The sequence below is a fragment of the Flavobacterium tagetis genome, from assembly GCF_016735615.1.
GTDB classification, from domain to species: Bacteria; Bacteroidota; Bacteroidia; order Flavobacteriales; family Flavobacteriaceae; genus Flavobacterium; species Flavobacterium tagetis.
Window position 1 is genome coordinate 1,371,001 of sequence record NZ_JAERSF010000001.1, and the last position, 22,501, is coordinate 1,393,501.

8 protein-coding genes are annotated in these 22,501 nt (G+C 35.5%); 4 read left to right on the forward strand and 4 right to left on the reverse strand.

Going from position 1 to position 22,501, the window contains the following annotated elements:
- Window positions 1-248 precede the first annotated feature (248 nt).
- Window positions 249-731: a regulatory protein RecX gene (locus JI750_RS05950; RefSeq protein WP_201999379.1), complete on the reverse strand. Its 483-nt coding sequence runs from the start codon at window positions 729-731 to the stop codon at window positions 249-251.
- A 282-nt stretch (window positions 732-1,013) separates the two neighbouring features.
- Here JI750_RS05950 and JI750_RS05955 point away from each other — a divergent pair, with 282 nt between their 5' ends.
- From JI750_RS05955 to JI750_RS05965, 3 genes are all read left to right on the forward strand, one after another.
- Window positions 1,014-6,953: a RemA C-terminal-like gliding motility protein gene (locus JI750_RS05955; protein ID WP_201999380.1), complete on the forward strand. Its 5,940-nt coding sequence runs from the start codon at window positions 1,014-1,016 to the stop codon at window positions 6,951-6,953.
- A 175-nt stretch (window positions 6,954-7,128) separates the two neighbouring features.
- On the forward strand, window positions 7,129-10,971 hold the full coding sequence (locus JI750_RS05960) for a RemA C-terminal-like gliding motility protein (RefSeq protein WP_201999381.1): 3,843 nt from the start codon (window positions 7,129-7,131) through the stop codon (window positions 10,969-10,971).
- Window positions 10,972-11,426: 455 nt separating this feature from the next.
- Complete coding sequence (locus JI750_RS05965; RefSeq protein WP_201999382.1) at window positions 11,427-17,102, forward strand: RemA C-terminal-like gliding motility protein; 5,676 nt, start codon at window positions 11,427-11,429, stop codon at window positions 17,100-17,102.
- Window positions 17,103-17,150: 48 nt separating this feature from the next.
- On the opposite strand, the gene JI750_RS05970 is transcribed toward JI750_RS05965, so the two are convergent.
- The 3 genes from JI750_RS05970 to JI750_RS05980 all read right to left on the reverse strand — a co-directional run bounded on the left by JI750_RS05970 (window position 17,151) and on the right by JI750_RS05980 (window position 19,633).
- Entirely contained in the window at window positions 17,151-18,017 is an 867-nt protein-coding gene (locus tag JI750_RS05970; protein ID WP_201999383.1) for a cupin-like domain-containing protein, read from the reverse strand.
- Between the two features lie 132 nt (window positions 18,018-18,149).
- Window positions 18,150-18,587, reverse strand: coding sequence for a hypothetical protein (locus JI750_RS05975; protein ID WP_201999384.1), 438 nt, complete (start codon window positions 18,585-18,587; stop codon window positions 18,150-18,152).
- 98 nt (window positions 18,588-18,685) lie between these two features.
- Window positions 18,686-19,633 (reverse strand): bifunctional riboflavin kinase/FAD synthetase, encoded by a 948-nt coding sequence (locus tag JI750_RS05980; protein ID WP_201999385.1) that lies wholly within the window; start codon window positions 19,631-19,633, stop codon window positions 18,686-18,688.
- Window positions 19,634-19,825: 192 nt separating this feature from the next.
- Here JI750_RS05980 and JI750_RS05985 point away from each other — a divergent pair, with 192 nt between their 5' ends.
- The gene (locus JI750_RS05985; RefSeq protein ID WP_201999386.1) at window positions 19,826-22,498 is read left to right on the forward strand and encodes a zinc-dependent metalloprotease; all 2,673 of its coding nucleotides are present in this window, start codon (window positions 19,826-19,828) and stop codon (window positions 22,496-22,498) included.
- The last annotated feature ends 3 nt before the right edge of the window (window positions 22,499-22,501 follow it).

A 22,501-nucleotide genomic window follows, 5' to 3' on the forward strand; every position in this document is an offset into this window, starting at 1 on the left:
TTCGATAAGTATTCCTATAAAATGATAAAAAATATTATAAGAATAATCGTAAAATATTGGATTTTTTCGGACTGTTTTTTGAGTTTTTAGACTAAAAAACATCAGATAAGCTATAAATTCTTCAAAAACGGAATAATTTACAACTTAGCGTTATGCGGTTTGTAGGGCAACTTAAGAAGAGACTGAAGTGAAATCGGAAGATTTTGAAAGAGTATAAATTTTCTCTTTTATTGATAGAAGAAACAAGTCTAGTTTTCTTCTAGTTCTTTTACTTTTTCGTAAACTAAGTTACTTTCGAAACCTCTTCGAAGCATATAGTCGCAGAACTTTTTTCTTTTTTTTAGAAGATTCGTTTCTAAAATATTATTCCAAGATCGTTCCGCTAGATTTTCGAAAGTTTCATAATATTCTTCAGTAGAAATTTCTTTTAGAGCCAAGGTGATGTTTGTTGAAGAAATGTTTCTAGCTCTAAGTTCATTTGTAATTCTAATTTTTCCCCAATGTTTGATTCTGTGTTTGCCTCTGGCAAAGCTACAAGCAAAACGAGTCTCATTTAAAAAATTTCCCTCAATCAGCTGTACGACAATACTGTCAATCTCATCACGAGTCATTTTTAGGCTGTATAATTTAGCAACTACTTCATCATGACAACGCTCTTGATAAGCACAAAAATGCTCTAACTTTTGTAAAGCTTCTTTGATGGTGAAAATGTTATTCGTCGGGTTTTTCATTCGTTTTAACATTTAAATTTAATAATCCGCCATTAGTTATAAATTAATTCTGAAATTTGTTAATATTTTATAAAAAGAAATAAATTATAACCTTGTGTATTAGGCTAATTTAAATATTTTTGTACGGAATTTAACATTTTGAAATTTCGGTCTAAGATGTCAGAATTTAACATTTTAGAGTTCAGTTAATTACCAAAAAGAACATTATTCTTTTTTGGAAGTAATGCCTTTTTTTGCTTTAAGCAAACCAAAAACAAATTTAAAACAAATACCTACTGTTATATGATGAGAAAATTACTTTACTCGTTTTTATTTTTCATTTCCTCTAAAATTTTATCCAAAAGATTAAGTACACCAAGTTTAGGATTGCTTTGTGTTGGGATGTTTTTTGTGGTTTCGTTTGTTAAGGCTGAAACATTTTATTCGAAAGCAACTGGTGATCCAAATGTTTTAAGTAGATGGGGTAAGAATTTAGATGGAACAGGAACCGCTCCAACAACTTTTGGAAGCACAGCTGATACATTTGTAATTCGTAATGGTAGTACAATGACAACTACTGGTTCTGATTGGACTGTAGCTGGTACAGTTACCATAAATAATGATGGGGCATTAGTTGTTAATAGCAATATGAATATTAATCTTGGGAACTTTAATATTGATGGTGGTGGTATTGCAACAATTAACCGTAGTTTAACTGTAACAGGAGTAACAAATATAACAGGTACAATAAATTTTGGTTCAACAAATAGCACCAGTAGAATTATGACTTTTACAGGAGCACTAACTCTAAACAATGGAGCTGTTTGGAATGAAACAACAAATGGCGCAGCAGCTACATTTAGTTTTGGTAATAATTTTACAAATAATGCTACTACATTTGTTGCTCAAAATCCAACACATACTTTTACCGGGACAAATAGATCATTAAATGGGAATACTACCACATTGATACCTAATGTTTCCGTTACTGGAATATATACTAATAATATTAGTACACTCACAGTTTCTTCGGCTCTTTCAGGTGGTGGCACATTAACAAATGCTACTGGAATGTTGCTTAATATTGGAGGAACTTCAACAATAACTAATTTAGTTGCATCTACTGCAGTAAATACTGTAAACTATAATGGATCGGGTAATCAAACTATTAAAGTAACTACTTACAGTAATCTCGTAATTTCTGGAGGTGGCTCAAAAACAGCTACTGGAAATCTTACAATCAACAATGATTTTACTTTATCAGGAGGAACTTTTGTGGCTAATAATGCAACTAGTTATACGCATTCTATATTAGGGAATTATATCCAAACAGGAGGTATTTTTGATTTTAATGCAGGTACTTCGGGAGTAAGTAAAGTCAATATTGCTGGTAATTTTACAAATACAGCAGGAGCTGGGTCAATAACAACTGTAGGGGTTGTACAAAATGGAATTTTTACTTTTAATGGAACTGGGATACAAACATTAACTATGCCAGCTGATGCAGCTGCTATTTTTACTAAGTATAATGTAAATTCTGGGAGTACTTTAAAATTAGCTTCAGATCTTACCTTAAGTACAGCTTTAACTAGTGATACAGATCCTTGGATGGGAGAGCTTAATACTAGTGGCGTAATTGATTTGGGTAATTATAAAGTTACTGCCTCAGGAGGTAGAGGAAGTTCAGGAACGGCAAAGTTTATATTGAATTCAGGAGCGACATTAATTACGGCAAATGCCACTGGTGTAGATGGTTCCGTGCCTAATACAGCCACGATGCTACGAACTTTTGATTCAGGAGCGAATTATACTTTCAATGGAACGGTTGCTCAGACAACTAGTGCAGGCTTACCTGGAACGGTAAATAATCTCACAATTAGTAATACCAACTCAGCGGGAGTTACATTAAGTAAAGCAACAACAGTAAGTAAGAACTTTTCTATTTTGGCGGGGTCAATTGTTAATTTGAGTACATTTACGCATAGCACTGCAACACTTACACTTGGAGGGGCAGTAATGATTCCTGGATCTTGGGGATCTACAGGTTCTGCAGCATTAAATAAAAATGATATTTATTTTGTGGCAGCAGCAAGCGGGATTGTTAATAATACCTGTACCTCGCCTGTAATTACAAATCAACCACAAGCATTGATGGTGTGTGAAGGAGGATCAGGAACTTTTTCAGTTGCATCATCGACTTCAGGAGTTTCTTATCAATGGCAATATTCATTAAATGGTACAAGTTGGACAAACATTGATGCTTCATTGGGGACTTATGTATCTGGATATTCTACCAATACTTTAAGCTTAAGTAATACACCAGTTGGTTGGAATAGCTATCGAGTAAGATGTATAGTCTATAATGGTTTGTGTGCAGTTAATTCGAACTCTGCATTATTGACAGTAAATCAAGCTCCAACAGCTAATGCAGGTATTGACCAATATGGCACTGGTGCATTTACAATGACGGCTAATACACCAACTTTTGGTACAGGTACTTGGAGTATCGTAAGCGGTCCAAATATGAATACAAATCAGTTTGGTGGTGGTCTTTCTAATCCAACGGCTACATTTACCCCTTCTGGAGCAGGAATTTATACATTAAGATGGACAATCACCAATAGCTGTGGCACATCGACAGATGACGTAGTCCTTTCTAATTGTGTGGGCAATTTAATTAAAAATGGTGATTTCAGTACTGGAACAAGCCAATATTGGTCAAAAGCGACCACAAAAGGATCTTATGTGGAAGTGTATGGTGAAAGTGTTTATTTTGGAAATGGAAATAGTGAATTTACTGCAGAATTAGATTCGCAAGCATCATTAGGGCAAAGTGTAACTGTTATTCCAAATGTTCCTTATACTTTAAGCTTTCTGTATGCCCGTAGACCGGGATCTTCTCCTACTACTGCGCTTGATTTTAAAATAGTAGATGGGTCAAATACAATATCACAACATTATACAAGTAGTGATAATACTAGCACACCTGTATTTGTTAATTTTCCGTTTACACCAACGACTTCGTCCATATGGATTGAATTTTATAATTCCCTCGAAACGACTACTCTTGGTTCGATCATAGACAATATTGTTTTACTACCAAGTTCTCAGGTTAATCCAGTGGCGACAACATCACCAAAAGGAAAATATAAAACCTTAGATGCCTGTGATGGAGCAAGTGTTCAATTGGACGTGGATAATATTTCTGACCCCAATGTAACATACACTTGGTCTACCACATCTACAGGAGTTACATTTTCGCGCACTGATATAAAAAATCCTAAAATTACCGTAACAGGAACAGGAACTAAAAATGCAACAGTTGTTGTAACAACGACACCAGGAGGTTGTTCTTCTACTGCTTCTACTACTTATGTTAATGTATTGGCGCTGCCAGTAGCAGGCTTAACCAGCAGTGATGCCGATAATATATTCTGTGCGGGAACGTCAGTTACTTTTACCGCATCGGGAGGAACAAGCTATGCGTTTAAAGTGGGCTCGACAGTAGTGCAGTCAGGAAACAGTGCAACTTATACAACTACAGCTTTGACAAACGGACAGATTGTGACAGTGGATGTTACGAATGCTTCGGGGTGTACAAAAACTTCGACTGGAATTACGAATACAGTAAACGCGATTCCTACAGCAGGATTGAGTAGCAGTGATTCAGATAACACTTTCTGTGCTGGAACGTCAGTTACCTTTACTGCATCAGGAGGAACAAGTTATGTGTTTAAAGTAGGCTCGACAGTAGTGCAGTCAGGAAACAGTGCAACTTACACAACTGCATCGTTAACAAACGGGCAGGTTGTGAGTGTGGATGTTACGAATGCTTCAGGCTGTACATCAACAAGTGCTGGAATTACCAATACAGTAAATGCTCTTCCTACAGCAGGATTGAGTAGCAGCGATTCTGATAACACTTTCTGTGCTGGAACGTCAGTTACCTTTACCGCATCAGGAGGAACAAGTTATGCGTTTAAAGTGGGCTCGACAGTAGTGCAGTCAGGAAACAGCACAACTTATACAACTACAGCTTTGACAAATGGACAGGTTGTGAGTGTGGATGTTACAAATGCTTCAGGCTGTACATCAACAAGTGCTGGAATTACGAATACGGTAAACGCGCTTCCTATAGCAGGATTGACAAGCAGCGATTCTGATAACACTTTCTGTGCTGGAACGTCAGTTATCTTTACCGCATCAGGAGGAACAAGTTATGTGTTTAAAGTGGGCTCGACAGTAATGCAGTCAGGAAATAGCACGACTTATACAACTACAGCTTTAACAAACGGACAGGTTGTGAGTGTGGATGTTACTAATGTTTCAGGCTGTACATCAACAAGTGTGGGAATTACTAATACGGTACATGCACTTCCTACAGTCCCAACAATCACAAAAAACAACGATGCTGCATGTAATACTTTAGGAAGTATAACTCTGACTGATTTGCCAGCAGACTGGACAATTAGCCAAACAGGTCAGATGGGATCGCACTCATATGATGGTACAGACTTTAGTTTACATATCGAAGGATTAGAAGTGGGGGATTATAGCTTTACGGTTACAAATAAAGCGACAGGTTGTACTTCAAGTGCAGCTAATGTTACGATAATAAATACTAGTTCTAATACAGATTGGGGACCTTCAGGATGGACAAATGGAGAACCTGATGGAAGTAAAAGTGTTACGATTTCATCTTTAGCAAATGGTCAGCCTTTTTCACTGGCTAAGCCAAATATAGACGCATGTTCTCTAACTATTACAGTTGGATCTGATGTAATTGTCCCATCAGGAGTAACTTTGACTATCACAAATAAAGTTACAAGTAATGGTAAATTGGTGTTTGAAAGTGGCTCAAGCTTAATACAAACTACCAATGTGCAAAACAGTGGAGATATTGTATACAAAAGGGTAACTTCAATTCGTCGTTTTGATTTGACATATTGGTCTAGTCCTATCACTTCAACGAAACAAGATGGTTTTATGATGAAAGATTTATCTCCAGAAACTTTATTTGACAAATATTCCTATTGGTCTTCTAGTTTCAAGTGGGCAACAGATCTTTACGGCAATATGGAAATGAAACCTGGAATAGGCTATAGCATTAGAGGCCCGCAGTCTTTTAGCATTGAAACTCCTGGTGAATTTATTGGAAAATTCTCAGGAATACCTAATAACGGAGACGTTCCAATTTCAACTACAGCGGATAAATATCTTCTTATCGGAAACCCTTACCCATCTGCTATCGATGGCCGAAAATTTATTACCGATAATGGTGATGTTGGAGCACTATACTTTTGGACGCATATGTCGCTTCCAAAAAAAGCGGAAGGAAGCAATACCTACAAATATAGCAGCCCAGATTATGCAGTATTCACATTGCTTGGAGCAACAAGGGCCACAACTGGAGGCGAGACTCCTACTGGATATATTGGCGTGGGACAAGGTTTCTTTATAAAACCAAAAGTCACTTCAGTTAAATTTAATAATGGGCAGCGTGTACAAGCACAGAATTCACAATTTTTTAAAACCACGGCAAAGGAAGCTGCAATTGAAGTAAACCGCTTATGGTTAACTCTAAGCAATACTGATGATGCTTATAAACAAATATTGATCGGATACGCAGAAGGCGCAACAAACAGCTTCGATTACAATTATGATGCAGTTACGTTAGCAGGAAACACTTACGTAGACTTCTATACTATAAATGAGGCGCAAAAGCTGTCTATCCAAGCGAGAAGTTTGCCTTTTGACAATACAGAAAGAATTCCTCTTGGCTATAAATCAGTTGCTGAAACTCAGCTTACAATTTCGATCGATCATGCAGATGGATTTTTTAACCAGCAAGCCGTTTATCTTGAAGATAAAACAACAGGCACCATAACAGACCTGCGAGCTTCAAATTATACTTTCAAAACCGGCATCGGAACTTTTACAGATCGTTTTGTATTACGTTATACCAATAAAACATTAGGAACAGATGATATAGAAAACCTTGAAAATAGTGTTTTGATTTCTGTAAAAAACAAAATAGTAAATATTACTTGTTCTAAAGAAACAATCAAAGAAGTTAATATTTTTAATGTAGGAGCTCAGTTATTATATACTAAAAACAAAGTAAATTCATCAGAAATAGAGATTAATAGTTTACACTCTAGCGATCAGGTTTTATTAGTTAAAGTAACTTTAGAAAATGGTTCTACTATTACCAAAAAAGTGATTTTTTCTAATTTAGAATAAAAAAGTAACACTTCATTAAAGCCCATTCTTTTCTTAAGAATGGGCTTTTTTTATTATATAATATCCCTAAATCTTGGTATTGTATTTTTGATTAATGCTTTATAATTTTAGTCCAATTCTTATAATAATTAACTTTAATTATACAGTTTTGATTAAAAATATACTTTATTCGTTAATGATAATCTCATTATCATCTCAAGCAATTTTCTCGCAGCAAGGTAAAGTTGATAGCTCATTTAATGTTCTTGATGATGGTCAAAATGGAGATGGATTTGATAATACTGTGCGTACACTTCTTCTTCTGAAAGATGGAACTTTAATTGTAGGAGGAGACTATCTGAGTTTGAATGGATCTCCAACTTCATATCTTACTCGTTTAAATCCAGAAGGCTCTATAGATGAAAGCTTCAATACAGGTACAGGTTTTAATGGTAAAATTTATGCTTCTTGTTTGCAGTCAGATGGGAAAATTATAGTTGGAGGAAACTTTACAAGCTTTAACGGAATTAATGTAGGTAGAATAATCCGTCTAAATGAAGATGGTTCTTATGATGCTACTTTCAATACAACAACTGGAGCAACTACAGGAATTGTTTATGATATTGCCATACAGTCTGATGGGAAGATAATTATTGTAGGCAGTTTTACAAAATATAACAATAGTATAGTAAATAGAGTGGCACGTTTATTACCAAACGGAACACTCGATTCTACTTTTCTAACAGGTTCTGGATCTGCATTAAACATTACACACGCAAAAGTCTTATCTGACCAGAAAATAATTCTCACAGGCAATTTTACAGTATTTAATGGTGTTTCTGCTAATCGAATAATTCGATTAAATACTAATGGGACTTTTGATTCTACCTTCAATAGTGGTACAGGTTTTAATGATGATGTTAATGCTATTGCCTTGCAGACTGATGGGAAACTAGTTTTGGGCGGTAACTTTACCCTTTTTAATAATATTGTAGCTAATAGAATTATTCGATTGAACGAAGATGGGACTAAAGACGAAAGTTTTATAACGGGTTCTGGCTTTAGTAAAGAAGGGGTTCAAGCAATCAAAATTAATGAAAAAGGAGAAATAATGATTGGTGGTTCTTTTACAGGATTTTACAACGGCACTGAAACGATAAGATTAATTTTTCTCCAAGCAGATGGGAGTGTAAAACCTAATTTCGATATCGGATCAGGCCCGGCGTCCGCTTCAGTGCTAGCTATAGAATTTGATGATGAAGATTCTTGGTTTGCAGGAGGATCTTTTACGGTCTTTAATGGTCAAAATCAAGGCAGATTAGTAAAAATTAGTAGTGAAGGAGAACATGATATTTCTTATTTAGCATCTGGAATTGGTTTTGATAATTCTGTACTTAGTATTTTGCCTCTTCCAAATAGAAAAACAATAATCGGAGGTAATTTTAAAAAGTTTAATGGAAATGCCGCTCCCAAAATTGCTTGTCTATTGGAAAACGGAATGATTGATCCTGCTTTTAATAATTCGGGAAGTAATAATTTGGTAAAAACTATAGCATTACAAACTGATGGGAAGATTGTTTTAGGGGGAAATTTTACAAAATACAATGATCTTACCAATAATCGGATTGTTAGAATATTTTCTGATGGAGAAATAGATGAATCATTGAAAACAGGTGATGGATTTAATGGACAAGTATATACATTGGCAATTCAGCCCGATCAGAAAATAATTGCCGCTGGAGCATTTACAAAGTATAATGGTTCAACAGCTAATACGAGTAGAATTGTTAGAATATTGTCAGATGGCACAAAAGACCCTGATTTTAATATTGGTTTAGGTGCTGACGGAACTATAGAAAGTGTAGTTATTCAATTAGACGGAAAGATTCTTGTAGGAGGACATTTTAAAAAATTTAATGATGTTCCTTTTGCAGGTTTAGTAAGATTAAAACCAAATGGAAGTATTGATGAAAGCTTTAATATTGGGGATGGTTTTGATAAATATGTTTATGCAATTGCACTTCAATCTGATGATAAGATTATTGTTGGAGGCTCTTTCCTGACTTTTAATGGTATTTCGCAAAAGCGAATTATCCGATTAAACAGTGACGGAACTTTGGATCGAACATTCGATTCTGGTGCTGGATTCAGCAAAGGAGACGTTCGTACTATTCTGATACAACCAGACGACAGGATTTTAGTTGGAGGAACTTTTGCAGGAACATACAATTCTTTGTCTTCTTCGAGGTTGATTCGATTATTGCCTTCCGGATCTTATGATAATACTTTTAGAGCTCCATTAAATAATACGCTATATGCAATGAATTTCAGTGAAGATTATAAATTGATCATAGGAGGGAATTTTAATTCGGTTTCAGGTATTTCAAAACATAGGATTGCTCGTTTAAAACTTTGTGTAAATACAACAACTTGGAGCGGAACTTCATGGTCAAAGGGTTATCCTTCCGCAGGAAAAGATGTTTATTTTAATGAAAGTTTTCCAAATTTGACGACAGCTAATATTTGTGGCTGTACTATCGAAAAAGGAAAAACAGTAACATTACTTGAAAATAATACACTCGGTATTGAGTTTTCTTATACTGGTGAAGGAATACTCGTTTTAGAAAATTCTGCCAGTTTGTATCAAGATGACGATGATATTGTAAATAATGGAATTGTTCATGTAAAAAGAAAAACAAAGCCAATAATTAGATTCGATCTCACCTATTGGTCTTCTCCAGTGGCCGATATGAAATTATTCGATTTTTCGCCTGAAACACTTTTTGACAAATATTCTTGGTATGATCCTATTGCGGGTTGGAAAACAAATCTTAACGGAAGCATGACAATGACCCTTGGAAATGGATACAGTATTAGAGGTCCGCAAAGTTTCTCAACTACAGAACGAGCAGTATTTGAAGGTGTTTTTAAGGGAATTCCAAATAATGGGAAAGTAGAAGTTGAATTTGGTGTTGCAGATCGATTTTATTTAGTAGGCAATCCATACCCAAGCGCAATAAGTGCAGATGAATTTTTAATAGAGAATGTCCCAAAAACAAAAGGGGCGCTATATTTTTGGACACATAATACTCCGCCAAGAATTACTACACCAGGCACTAATACCTATCGGTATAGCAATGATGATTTTGCGGTTTATAATTTATTAGGAGGTGTTGGCACAAGTTCAGCTTTAAGTTCTGGAGTAAATAATGATACACCAGATGGCATAATCGCTTCAGGACAAGCTTTTTTTGTAAAAAGCAATCAGACTGGATTTCTAGAGTTTAATAATAGCATGAGAGTCCGAGATAAAAACACCTCTTTTTTTCGCCCATCTCTGAACTCACAATTGAAATCTGCAAGTGAAAAGCATAGATTTTGGTTGAATATTAAAAATAATGAAAATGAATTTAAACAGATTCTTTTAGGATATGCAGTGGGTGCTTCTAATTTTTTAGATTTAAATTATGATGCAGAATATTTAAGTTCAAGCATGTCATTGGATTTTTACAGTATAGTAGAAGATAAAAAAATGGTAATCCAAGGTCGTGAATTGCCTTTTTTAGAAAGCGATTCAATTTTTATAGGTTATAAAACTACTGTTAAAGATAATTTTAAAATTGAAATTGATCGTCAAGATCAATTTTTTAATGGCAAATCTATTTTTTTAGTGGATAAAGAATTAAATAGAACGCATAATCTTTCTGATGGTCCCTATCAATTTGATTCTGAAATAGGTGCTTTTAATAATCGCTTCTCAATAATTTATATTAATAGAGCCTTAGGAAATAAGACTTTTGGAGAGAATTCAAATAACGTTTTAATTTCTGTTAAAAATCGAATCATAAATATTGAATCTGATAAAGAGAGTATTAAGGAAGTAATAATATTTGATGTTTCAGGGAATCAATTGTATAAGAAAGATAATCTCGAAACTAAAAATGTATCGATTCAAAACTTATTTTCTTCACATCAGGTTTTATTGGCAAAAGTCATTTTTGGAAATGGTAAATCAACTTCAAAAAAGGTAATTTTTTAAATAAAGTTGAATTGCTAAGTAGAATCCTTTTATAAATTTTATAAAAGGATTTTTGTTTTGGTTTAAAATAATGATTTTCAGTTGTTTATGTCCTGTTTGTTTTTAAATTAACAGTTTTTTCTTATTTTTTGTGTTTTCTCTAATTTAGGTGTTAAAATTATGGGTTTAATACTACATTGGCAATTTCAATGTAAATAAAATCGTACCTTGTAGTATGTTTTAATCGATTAAAAGCATTTTATATCGATTAAATACTTTTCTATAAGCCCTATTAATTAATTTTTTTTCTTCAAAAATTGCAGTTTAAAAACTGTTGTTTATCTGCCATAAGTTGATTGCAAAATTGGGGTATATCTTTCAATTCTATATTCTTAAATTATTTGTTTTCAGTTCTATTTTGCAATTAATCTTGTTTTGAGTTTGAATTTATTTTTCAATTACTAAAATGCCACAAGATGAAAAAAGATTTACTTACGACGCTGATTTTTTTCAGCTTTTCAACTTTAGTAACTTATATTGAGAAACCATTAAAAGAAAGTAGAAAATTAAAAATTCTACTAGTTTTAGTTTTATCAATTTTTTATACTTCTTTTTTAGAAGCACAAACAAGAACCCATACATTTACTGCAAATGGTACTCTGCTTCTTCCTGCGGGTATGGATGCTGTTACCGTTGAAGGATGGGGTGCCGGAGGTGCCGGAGGAGGTGCACAGGTAACACCACTAATAGGACGAAGCGGAGGCGGAGGCGGAGGCGGTGCCTACGCAAGAGGAACTATTAATACAACAATAGTATCAAGTTTAAATGTTTTTGTTGGAGGAACTACTACAGGAGGAGCGGGTAACGGTGCTGCGGGAGGGGCAACATATATAAATGGATTTACAGGCGTTTTCAATGCTCCTGGAGGGCAGGGAGGAAATGGTAATACTACTACTACTTCTAATCCAACTGGTGGAAATGGTGGTACTGGAGCTATTGGAAATCTAGCAACAGCTGCTGGAGCAAATGGTACGCCAGGATCTAATGCATTATTAAGTGCCCTTCTTTCTTCTGGTGGTGGTGGAAACGGGGCTAATTTTGGCTCTGGAGGAGGTGCTGGAGGAGCGGCCTATAATTCTGTAGTGCTAACAGATCGAGTTGGAAATAATGGAGCAACAAATGGAGGAGGAGGAGGGGGAGCCATGAGTTCTAATAATCCGATGAATGGAGGAAGTGGTGCGAGAGGCCAAGCTACTATTACTTATACATGCAAAACATATAGCTTCACTGGGATATCTGCTCCAAATATCTGTACAGGGACCACTACAAAAGTACAGTTAACAGGTACAGCTGCAAGTCTACCAGCTGGTACATACACGGTAACTTATAATACAAGTCTACCAAATGCAGTTGGACAAACAGCACCAATGCTAATTACAAATGCAGGATCTGGAAGTTTCACAGCATCGGGATTGAATAGTTTAGGGAACAGTACTATTACGGTTACTGCTTTGACTTCTGCAGATTGTACTTCGTCCATTAGTGCCCCTAATACTGCGAATATTATAGTTAGTGCTCCGCCAACAATAGCTTTAGGAACGGCTACTTCTGTATGTACAAGTACAAGTTTGCAAAATGTATCATTGCCTTATACTGGAACTACAAATTCGCCAACAAATTACAGTATAACTTGGAATGCAAGTCCAGCAAATAATTTTCTGCCAGTTACAAATGCTACTTTACCGACAAGTCCAATAAGTATTGCTGTTCCTGCCGGAACTGCTGCTGGTACGTATACAGGATCAATAGCAGTTAGTAATGCGGCAGGGTGTGTGTCTACTGCTCCAACGAATTTTACTATAACTGTAAATCCATTGCCGACCATAACATTGGGTGCAACGACCGCGGTATGTTCAAGCTCAAATGTACAGAGTACAACATTACCGTATACCGCAGTTACTAATTCTCCAGCGAATTACAGCATTACTTGGAATTCCAGTCCAACGAATACTTTTGCACCAGTTTCAAATGCAGCATTGCCGGCAAGTCCGATTAATATTTCTATACCTGCCAATACAGCAGCAGGAACATACACAGGAACATTAACGGTAAGCAATGCAAACGGATGCGTATCAACGGCAAATAATTTCACGGTTACTGTAAATCCGTTACCGACTATTGCACTAAATGGTACAACGCCAGTTTGTTTTAATGTGGGAGCTCAAACGGCCAACCTCAATTATACTGCTACAACAAACTCGCCAACAACTTATAGCATTACTTGGAATGCTAGTCCAACAAATAGCTTCCAGCCAGTTTCAAATGTTACTTTAACTACTAGTCCTATCAGTATAGCAGTTCCTGCGGGAACAGCTGTGGGAACATATACAGGAACTTTAACAGTAAGGAATGCAAACGGATGCGTATCAACGGCAAGTAATTTTACAGTGACAGTAAATCCATTGCCGACCATAACATTGGGTGCGACTACTGCGGTATGTACGAGCTCAATTGCGCAAAGTACTACATTGCCTTATACGGCTACAACAAACTCGCCAACAAATTACAGCATTACATGGAATGCCAGCCCAACGAATACTTTTGCACCAGTTTCAAATGCAGCATTGCCGGCAAGTCCGATTACTATTCCAATACCTGCCAATACAGCTGCAGGAACATACACAGGTACTTTGACGGTAAGTAATGGCAACGGATGCGTATCAACGGCAAGTAATTTTACGGTTACCGTAAATCCATTGCCGACCATAACATTGGGTGCGACTACCGCGGTATGTACGAGCTCAATTCCGCAAAGTACTATATTGCCTTATACGGCTACAACAAATTCACCAACAAATTATAGCATTACATGGAATGCCAGCCCAACGAATACTTTTTTGCCAGTTTCTAATGCAGCATTGCCAGCAAGTCCGATTACTATTCCAATACCTGCCAATACAGCAGCGGGAACGTATACAGGAACTTTAACGGTAAGCAATGCAAATGGATGCGTATCAACGGCAAGTGATTTTACAGTGACAGTAAATCCATTGCCGACCATAACATTGGGTGCGACGACTGCGGTATGTACGAGTTCAATTGCGCAAAGTACTACATTGCCTTACACGGCTACAACAAACTCACCAACAAATTACAGCATTGCATGGAATACCAGTCCAACGAATACTTTTGCACCAGTTTCAAATGCAGCATTGCCGGCAAGTCCGATTACGATTCCAATTCCAGCCAATACAGCTGCAGGAACATACACAGGTACTTTGACAGTAAGTAATGCAAATGGATGCGTATCAACGGCAAGTAATTTTACGGTGACTGTAAATCCATTGCCGACCATAACATTGGGTGCGACTACCGCGGTATGTACAAACTCAATTGCACAGAGTACAACATTGCCGTATACCGCGGTTGCAAATTCACCAACAAATTATAGCATTACATGGAATGCCAGCCCAACGAATACTTTTTTGCCAGTTTCTAATGCAGCATTGCCAGCAAGTCCGATTACTATTCCAATACCTGCCAATACAGCAGCGGGAACGTATACAGGAACTTTAACGGTAACTAATGCAAACGGATGCATATCAACGGCAAATAATTTTACGATAACAGTTAATTCGGTTCCAACAATTACTACATCAGGAAATTTAATTCCAGTCTGTCAAAGTATATCATCACAAACCACTTCTTTGCCTTATTCTGCTACAACGGGTTCACCAATAAGTTATTCTGTCGATTGGGCAACATTAAATGATCAAGCAACGACCAATTTTTCTTTCGATTCAGGAGGAGGAAATATTGATAATATTAATGTTCCAGCTGGAACGGCTGCAGGAACTTATATTGGTATAATGACAATTTCCACATCAAATGGATGTTTGACAACACAAGCGATTTCTTTGACCATTAATGTACTTCCAACCATTAATACAGCAGGAGCTTTTGCTTCGGTTTGTCAAAGCGCATCAGAACAGACCACTACTTTAGCTTACAATGCTACAACTGGATCTCCAACTAGTTATGCGATTGATTGGATTGCTTTAACAGACCAAGGTGCTACACCATTTCCTTTTAGTTCTGGATCTGGAGATGTTATAAATGTGATTGTGCCTGCAAATACCGCTTCGGGAACTTATAATGGTATAATGACTATTACAACTTCAAACGGATGTTCAGCAACTCAAAGCGTTTCTTTAGTTGTAAATCCAGTTTCGGTTGCGCCAACGGCTTCTGTAACACAACAGCCAACTTGTGTAAATAATACAGGTGTTATTACAGTAACTTCGCCAGCATCAGGAACAGGATATACTTACAGTGTTGATGGTGTAGATTTTAGTAATACTTCCGGAATATTTACAGGTTTGTCTTCTGGGCTTTACAATGTCCAGGTTAAAAATACGACAACAGGCTGTGAATCAGAAGCGACACCAATTACAATAAATGTTTCTATTACTAAAGTGTGGAATGGAAATAGTGATGCCAATTGGGGGAATGGTGCAAATTGGACTCCAGTAGGAGTTCCTAGTGCTACTGATTGTGTGGATATTCCAAACGTAGGTGTTGATCCTATTATATCTGGAACTGATGCAAGTTTTTTTGCCAGCAGATTAACAATTGAAAATAATGGATCTTTAATTGTAGAAGAAACAAATTCCTTAACCGTAACCAATGAAGTAAGTGTGCTTGGTAATGGAGTTTTGATTTTTGAAAACAATTCAAGTTTGGTTCAGACTGCTGACGTAGATAACGTGGGTAATATAACTTATAGAAGAAGAACATCTGTGCGACGATTCGATCTTACCTATTGGTCTTCTCCAGTAGCAGGTGTTACTATGAAAGATTTTTCGCCAGAAACTTTATTCGATAAATACTCTTACTGGTCTTCTGATTTTAAGTGGGCCACCAATTTGTACGGTACAATGGAAATGGAACCAGGAGTAGGTTATAGCATTAGAGGTCCGCAATCTTTCGCGACTGGAACTCCAAGTGTTTTTCCAGGGGAATTTATCGGAGTGCCAAATAATGGAACAATTCAAGGTCCTACAGCTGCTGCTGAAAAGTTTTGTTTTTTTGGTAATCCATATCCTTCAGCAATTTATGCAGATCTATTTATTCGTGATAATGCTGCTAATTTTTATGGGACACTATTTTTTTGGACTCATAACACCCTTCCTAGAATAACTGTTCCAGGAACTAATACTTATCGTTATACTAGTGATGATTATGCAATATATAATTTGTCAGGCGATACTTCGGTTGGTAATTTAACTGGTACTGGTGCGCCATCACCAGGAAATCAAACTCCGCCAAAAGGGTATATTGCTGCTGGACAAGCATTTTTTGCAAAAGCCAGAACAGGGCAAAGAGGCGTTTTTACAAATTCAATGCGAGTACCTAGCAATAATAGCCAATTTTATAAATCTACATTAGTTGTAGAAAAACATCGCGTGTGGTTAAATCTTACGAATAAAGAAGGCGCTTTTAAGCAATTATTAATTGGATATATAACAGGGGCGACAAATTCTTTTGATTTTAATTATGACGCGGTTACATTAAATGGAAATCCTTATGTAGATTTTTATAGCATCAATGAAGGCAATAAACTAGTTATTCAAGGAAGAGCAGTTCCTTTTGTTGTAACAGACACCATTCCGTTAGGATATAAGTCTACTATTGAAAAAGGTGAGTTCACAATCGCTATCGATCATACCGATGGAGATTTGAGCAATCGAGATATTTATTTGCAAGATAAAGTGACAAATACTTTACATAATCTTAAATCTGGAGGGTATACGTTTACATCAGCGCCAGGAACTTTTTTAGATCGCTTTGTCTTACGTTACAAAAATCTAAATGAGGACAAATCGTTGGGTAATGAAGATTTTGAAAACCAAAATCAGAAAATTTATGTTTCAGTTAAAGATAAAAACATTAAACTTCAATCTGTTTCTGAGCAGGAAAATCTCCAAGAAGTGGCTATTTATGATGTTGGAGGTAAGTTGCTATACAATAAAAAGCAAATCGGAAGTAGTGAATGGCTTATACCGAATTTTCAATCAGGGCCACAAGTTTTATTGGTTAAGATAACTTTAGAGAATGGACAGAAAGTGACAAGAAAAATTGTCTTTAGATAACAAAACAAAGCGGTTGAGTATAATTCTCAACCGCTTTGTTTTGTTTAATTAAAAAGTGCGTTGTAAATTTTGGTTCGTATTGGTAATTGCTTTTTCATTTTTATAATCAATCCATTTTTGACCCTGAATTTTTCGCATCATAATATCAAAATGGCGCATGATAAAAACATTATACGCTGCCTTAGATAAATTGATAATGTTTTTTGGAAAAGAGCGAAGACTCATAGAAAATCCTGGTGTTAGGTATTTCATATAATGCCAATATCCTTCCGGCATATAAAGCATTTCTCCGTGCTTTAAGTTAGTAATATAACCTTCAACATTTTTGAGTGCTGGAAATTTTTCATAATCAGGATTGTCAAAATCAATGTCTTCTCTTGAAATTAAAGCGTGAGGCACTTTATACATAAATTTTGACTGGTTGGGTGGGAAAATCATACATTGTTTTTCGCCATGAAAATGAAAATGAAGAATGTTGGAATAATCAATATCATAATGCATGAAAACTTTCGAATTTTCTCCACCAAAAAATAACATCGGCATTTGCTTCACTAATTTTAAGCCAATATCTGGCCATAAAAAGTCATTTTTTAATGAAGGAACCTCTTTCATTAGGTTGTAGAGAAAAATACGATAATTGGTAGGCTTTTCTTCTAATAAGTCGATGTAATCGCTCATTTTCATTGTCGTATGTGCCTCGTTGAATCCATCTTCATGATTTACAGGTCTGTCGTCGTACAGTGGTACTACAGAATCTCCTGCGATTTCTTTTATATAAGATAATTTCCATTTGTTATATGCAGGCCAATCTTCGGTCAATTCTTCAATAACAACAGGAATTTGTTTTTTTACATATTGGGAAACAAAATCGTCTCGTGAGATTTTTTTTACCCTTTCAATTTGTTGTAACTTCATTTTACTAAATAAAAAATTGCTTATAGCTTTGAGCTATAAGCAAGTTAAAAAGATCCAAAAAGAAGTATGAACTCTTTTAGCTAAATTTTTGATTTAATCGAATTAAAATAATGCAATTTGTTAAGTTAAAAATCAATCTGCAGCATATTTGTTATTCCAATATAGCATCATCATTAAAGTAACAATCACAGAAGAAGCAATTCCTTCAAATAATAGGCAGATGCAATAAGTTGGCACTGATGGATTTCCTCCAAACATGAAAGTTTCAGACAAAGTTCTTACATAAGCATCTCCACCTCGGGCGTAACTATAAACTAGTAATCCAAATACGCTCATACATACACCAACCACAGAAGTAGTCATTGCAGAAATTGCATTTGATAGAAAATCGGTTTCTCCTTCATGAAAATTCATCTGCATTGTCCTGTTAACACCGTAGAATATAAAGAAAACATTGAGTGTTCTTAAATAAAACAAATCTGCTAAACCTAGTACATTCATTAATAAAAAATAAATGCCAATTCCGAGGAAAATCAAAAACCCGTTGGTAATTTCTTTAGGTAATTTCATAGTGGTTATTTTTTAGAAGTTAATAGTAAATGTTTGAAAAACAGTATTCTATCAAATTTACTAAAAAAATAACTACGATGATTTAAAAACGATAAAAACTATACGGTTTGATTTTTTAAAGAGGAGTTTATAAAATTCAAAGAATCGACCTGATCTTGATTAAGCTGTGCTTTTAAGGCATCTATAGAACTAAATTTTTGTTCTTCACGAATGTAATGCAGTAAAGAAACTTCAATATTCTGATCGTAAATGTCTTTGTCAAAATTAAATAAGTGAACTTCGATGGTTTGTTTTTCGCCATTAACAGTCGGATTAAAACCAATATTCATCATGCCGAAAACAGTTTCTTCATTTACATTAGCTTTTACAACGTAAACACCAATTTTCGGTATTAGTTTATAATCTTCTTCAATGTGAATGTTTGCCGTTGGAAAACCAATTGTTCTTCCAAGCTGTTTTCCTTTTACTACTTTTCCGTTCAAGAAATAGCTATAACCTAAATATTCATTGGCCAAAGCCATGTTGCCTTCATTTAAAGCTTTTCTGATTTTGGTTGAACTAACTGAAACGTCCTGAATTTCTTCAGCAGAAATTTGTTCTACTTCAAATCCGTATTCGATTCCAAAAGCAATTAGGTCATCAATATTTGCAGTTCTATTACGACCAAAACGATGATCATGTCCAATAATAATTTTTTGAATCTGAAATTTCTCTACTAAAATGGTACGAACGAATTCCTCAGCGGTTAATCTTGAAAAACTTTCATTGAAAGGATGGACGACTAGGTTTTCTATACCCGTGGCTTCCAAAAGTTTTATTTTCTCGCCAATAGTATTCAATAATCTGATTTCTGATTTTTCTTGAAGAACCATTCGCGGATGCGGAAAAAAGGTGAGAACCAGACTTTCATATTTTCCGTTTTCAGTATTCTGAGTAATTCGTTCCAGAATTTTTTTATGACCAATATGCACGCCATCAAAGGTACCAAGAGTTAAAATTGTTTTCTTGGTTGACTGAAAATCGTTTATAGAATGAAAGAGCTTCAAAACAAATTATTTAAGATGCTGCAAATTTATACTATTCTCTTTTAAATTTAATACTATGCCAAATCGATTTTTAATAGATAATATATCTTTTTGTATAAATATGCCAACTCGTCGATTAAAAAGCAATAATTGTCGTGTATATAATATGATTTCAAATTAATTGAAGTAATTTTGATAATATATTTTAAGAGTATGAAAAAACAACTACTTTATATATTTTTAATTTTTTGTTCTGCAAATATCAATGCACAAGATGTTTTATGGCAGAAAGTAACTTCTTCATCGCTTTTGAGAAAAGCTGATGGCGTAAGTTCCAATAAATTATATTATAAATTAAATGCAAGTTTTCTTAGTTCTAAACTAGCTTCGACATCAAATAAAACGGCAAAAAGTGCATCGTCAGAAATTACTATTCCAAATACTAATGGGGTTTTGGAACGTTTTTCGGTTTGGGAATCTTCTAATTTTGATCCTGAATTACAAGCAAAGTATCCGGAAATTAAATCTTATGAAGGTCGCGGAATAGACGATCGAAATGCTAAAGTATTTTTTAGTGTTGCTCCAATCGGAATACAGACAATGGTTCTTAGAACAGCAAAACCAACAGAATATATTGAGCAAAACCCAGAAAATAAATCAGAATATGTTTTGTTCAAATCGGAAGATAATGCAGATTCAAGAATGCTTTTAGATTGTAAAACAACCGATCTAGTTGTAGCAAATAAATCTTCGGCTACCGCAAAAACGTCTTCTAATGCCAAACAATTTAAAACACTTCGATTGGCATTATCTTGCACAGGAGAGTATACAGCTTATTTTGGTGGAACAAAAGCGGGAGCCTTAGCGGGAATGAACGCTACGTTAACTCGTGTAAATGGTATTTTTAATAGAGATCTTGCAGTACAATTAATTTTAATTGCTAATAATGATGCTGTTGTTTATACAGATGCTTCTACAGATCCTTATTCAATTGCATCGGTAGGCGCAGCAGATGGCGGGCCTTGGGCTAAGGAAGTGCAGACTACATTAACCAATGTTATTGGTGAAGCTAATTATGATATTGGGCATTTGTTTGGTGCTTCTGGCGGAGGAGGTAATGCAGGTTGTATTGGCTGTATATGCGAAAGCCCAACTTCTAGCCAGCCAATAGGAAAGGGAAGTGCGTTTACATCTCCTGCAGATGCAAGACCTGAAGGGGATAATTTTGATATTGATTTTGTGGCACACGAAATAGGGCATCAGCTTGGTGGCACACATACTTTTTCTTTCCAGAATGAAGGTTATGGAGCATGTTATGAACCTGGAAGCGGTTCAACTATTATGGGATATGCAGGAGTGACAAAAGGTTATAATATACAAGATCATTCAGATGATTATTTTTCTTATGCAAGCATTAGCCAGATTCAAAATAATCTAGCAGGGAAAACTTGTCCAGTTTCAACAACTATAGTTGATAATAATCCGCCCGTAATAAGTGCGGGTTCAGATTATACGATCCCAATTAGTACGCCATTTATTTTAACAGGAACAGGTTCTGATCCTGAAGGAAATTCTATAACGTACACATGGGAACAATTTGATAGCGCCACAACAGCTTTTGCTGGCAATAGTTTTGCATCTGCAACAAAACCAGATGGACCAATGTTTAGGTCTTTTCCTCCAACAACTTCACCAGTTCGTTATATGCCTGCTTTAAGTTCGGTATTAAATAATCAATTGACTACAACTTGGGAATCTGTTTCTTCTATTGCAAAAACAATGAATTTTACGCTTACAGGAAGAGACAATGCTATTGCAGGAAAGGGTCAAACCAATACAGATGCTATGGTTGTAACCGTAACTACCGCAGCTGGACCATTTGCAGTAACATCACAAGCAGACGATAATCTAGGCTGGGCAAAAGGATCTGCTCAAACGATTACATGGAATATAAATAATGCTAATACATTACCAGGATCATCGAACGTAAATATTAAATTATCTGTAGATGGCGGATTAACATTTCCAATTGTCTTAGTCAGCAATACTCCGAATGACGGTTCAGAAACTATATTAGTTCCAACAGAAATTGATGCTTCTACAAATTGCAGACTTTTGATAGAACCAGTTGGCAATATTTATTATGCTATAAACTCGAAACCATTTGCTTTAGGGTATACTGTTTCAACATCTTGTGCGTCGTATAATTTTGGTGGCGGATATTCGACAGGCGATAATGTAAATGTGAATAAAACTGTTTCTGTACCTGCTTCATCTGGATCGGTTTCAGATGTAAATGTTTCGGTAAATGTAACGCATGCTAGATTTTCAGACTTGACGATGCAAATCATAAGTCCAAGCGGAACGATGGTGACTTTATTCAATAAAAACTGTGGTAGTACAAATTCAACTTTTGCCTTACAGTTTGACGATAGTGGGGCTGCTCTAAACTGTAGTACAACTACTAGCCAGATTGTGATTCCTTCAACTGCTCTAAGTGTTTTTAATGGTGAAAATCCGCAAGGAAATTGGACTTTTAGAGTTCTTGATGATACTGTAGGCGCATTAGGGACAATTAATTCTGCATCAGTAAATATCTGCTCTAAAACCTATACTTTAGGAAATGATGATTTTGAGAATGTTGATTTTGTTGCCTATCCAAATCCAAACAAAGGAACTTTTACAGTACAATTTGATAGAGATTCAGTAAGCGAGATTAAAGTTTACGTTAATGATATTAATGGAAAATATGTTTACAATAGAACTTTTCAAGGTTCTGGATATTTTATTCAAGATATTCAATTGCCAGATGTTCCTTCGGGTCTTTATTTTGTAACAGTTACTGATGGTAACAGAAAAGAAGTGAAAAAAATATTGGTGAATTAATTT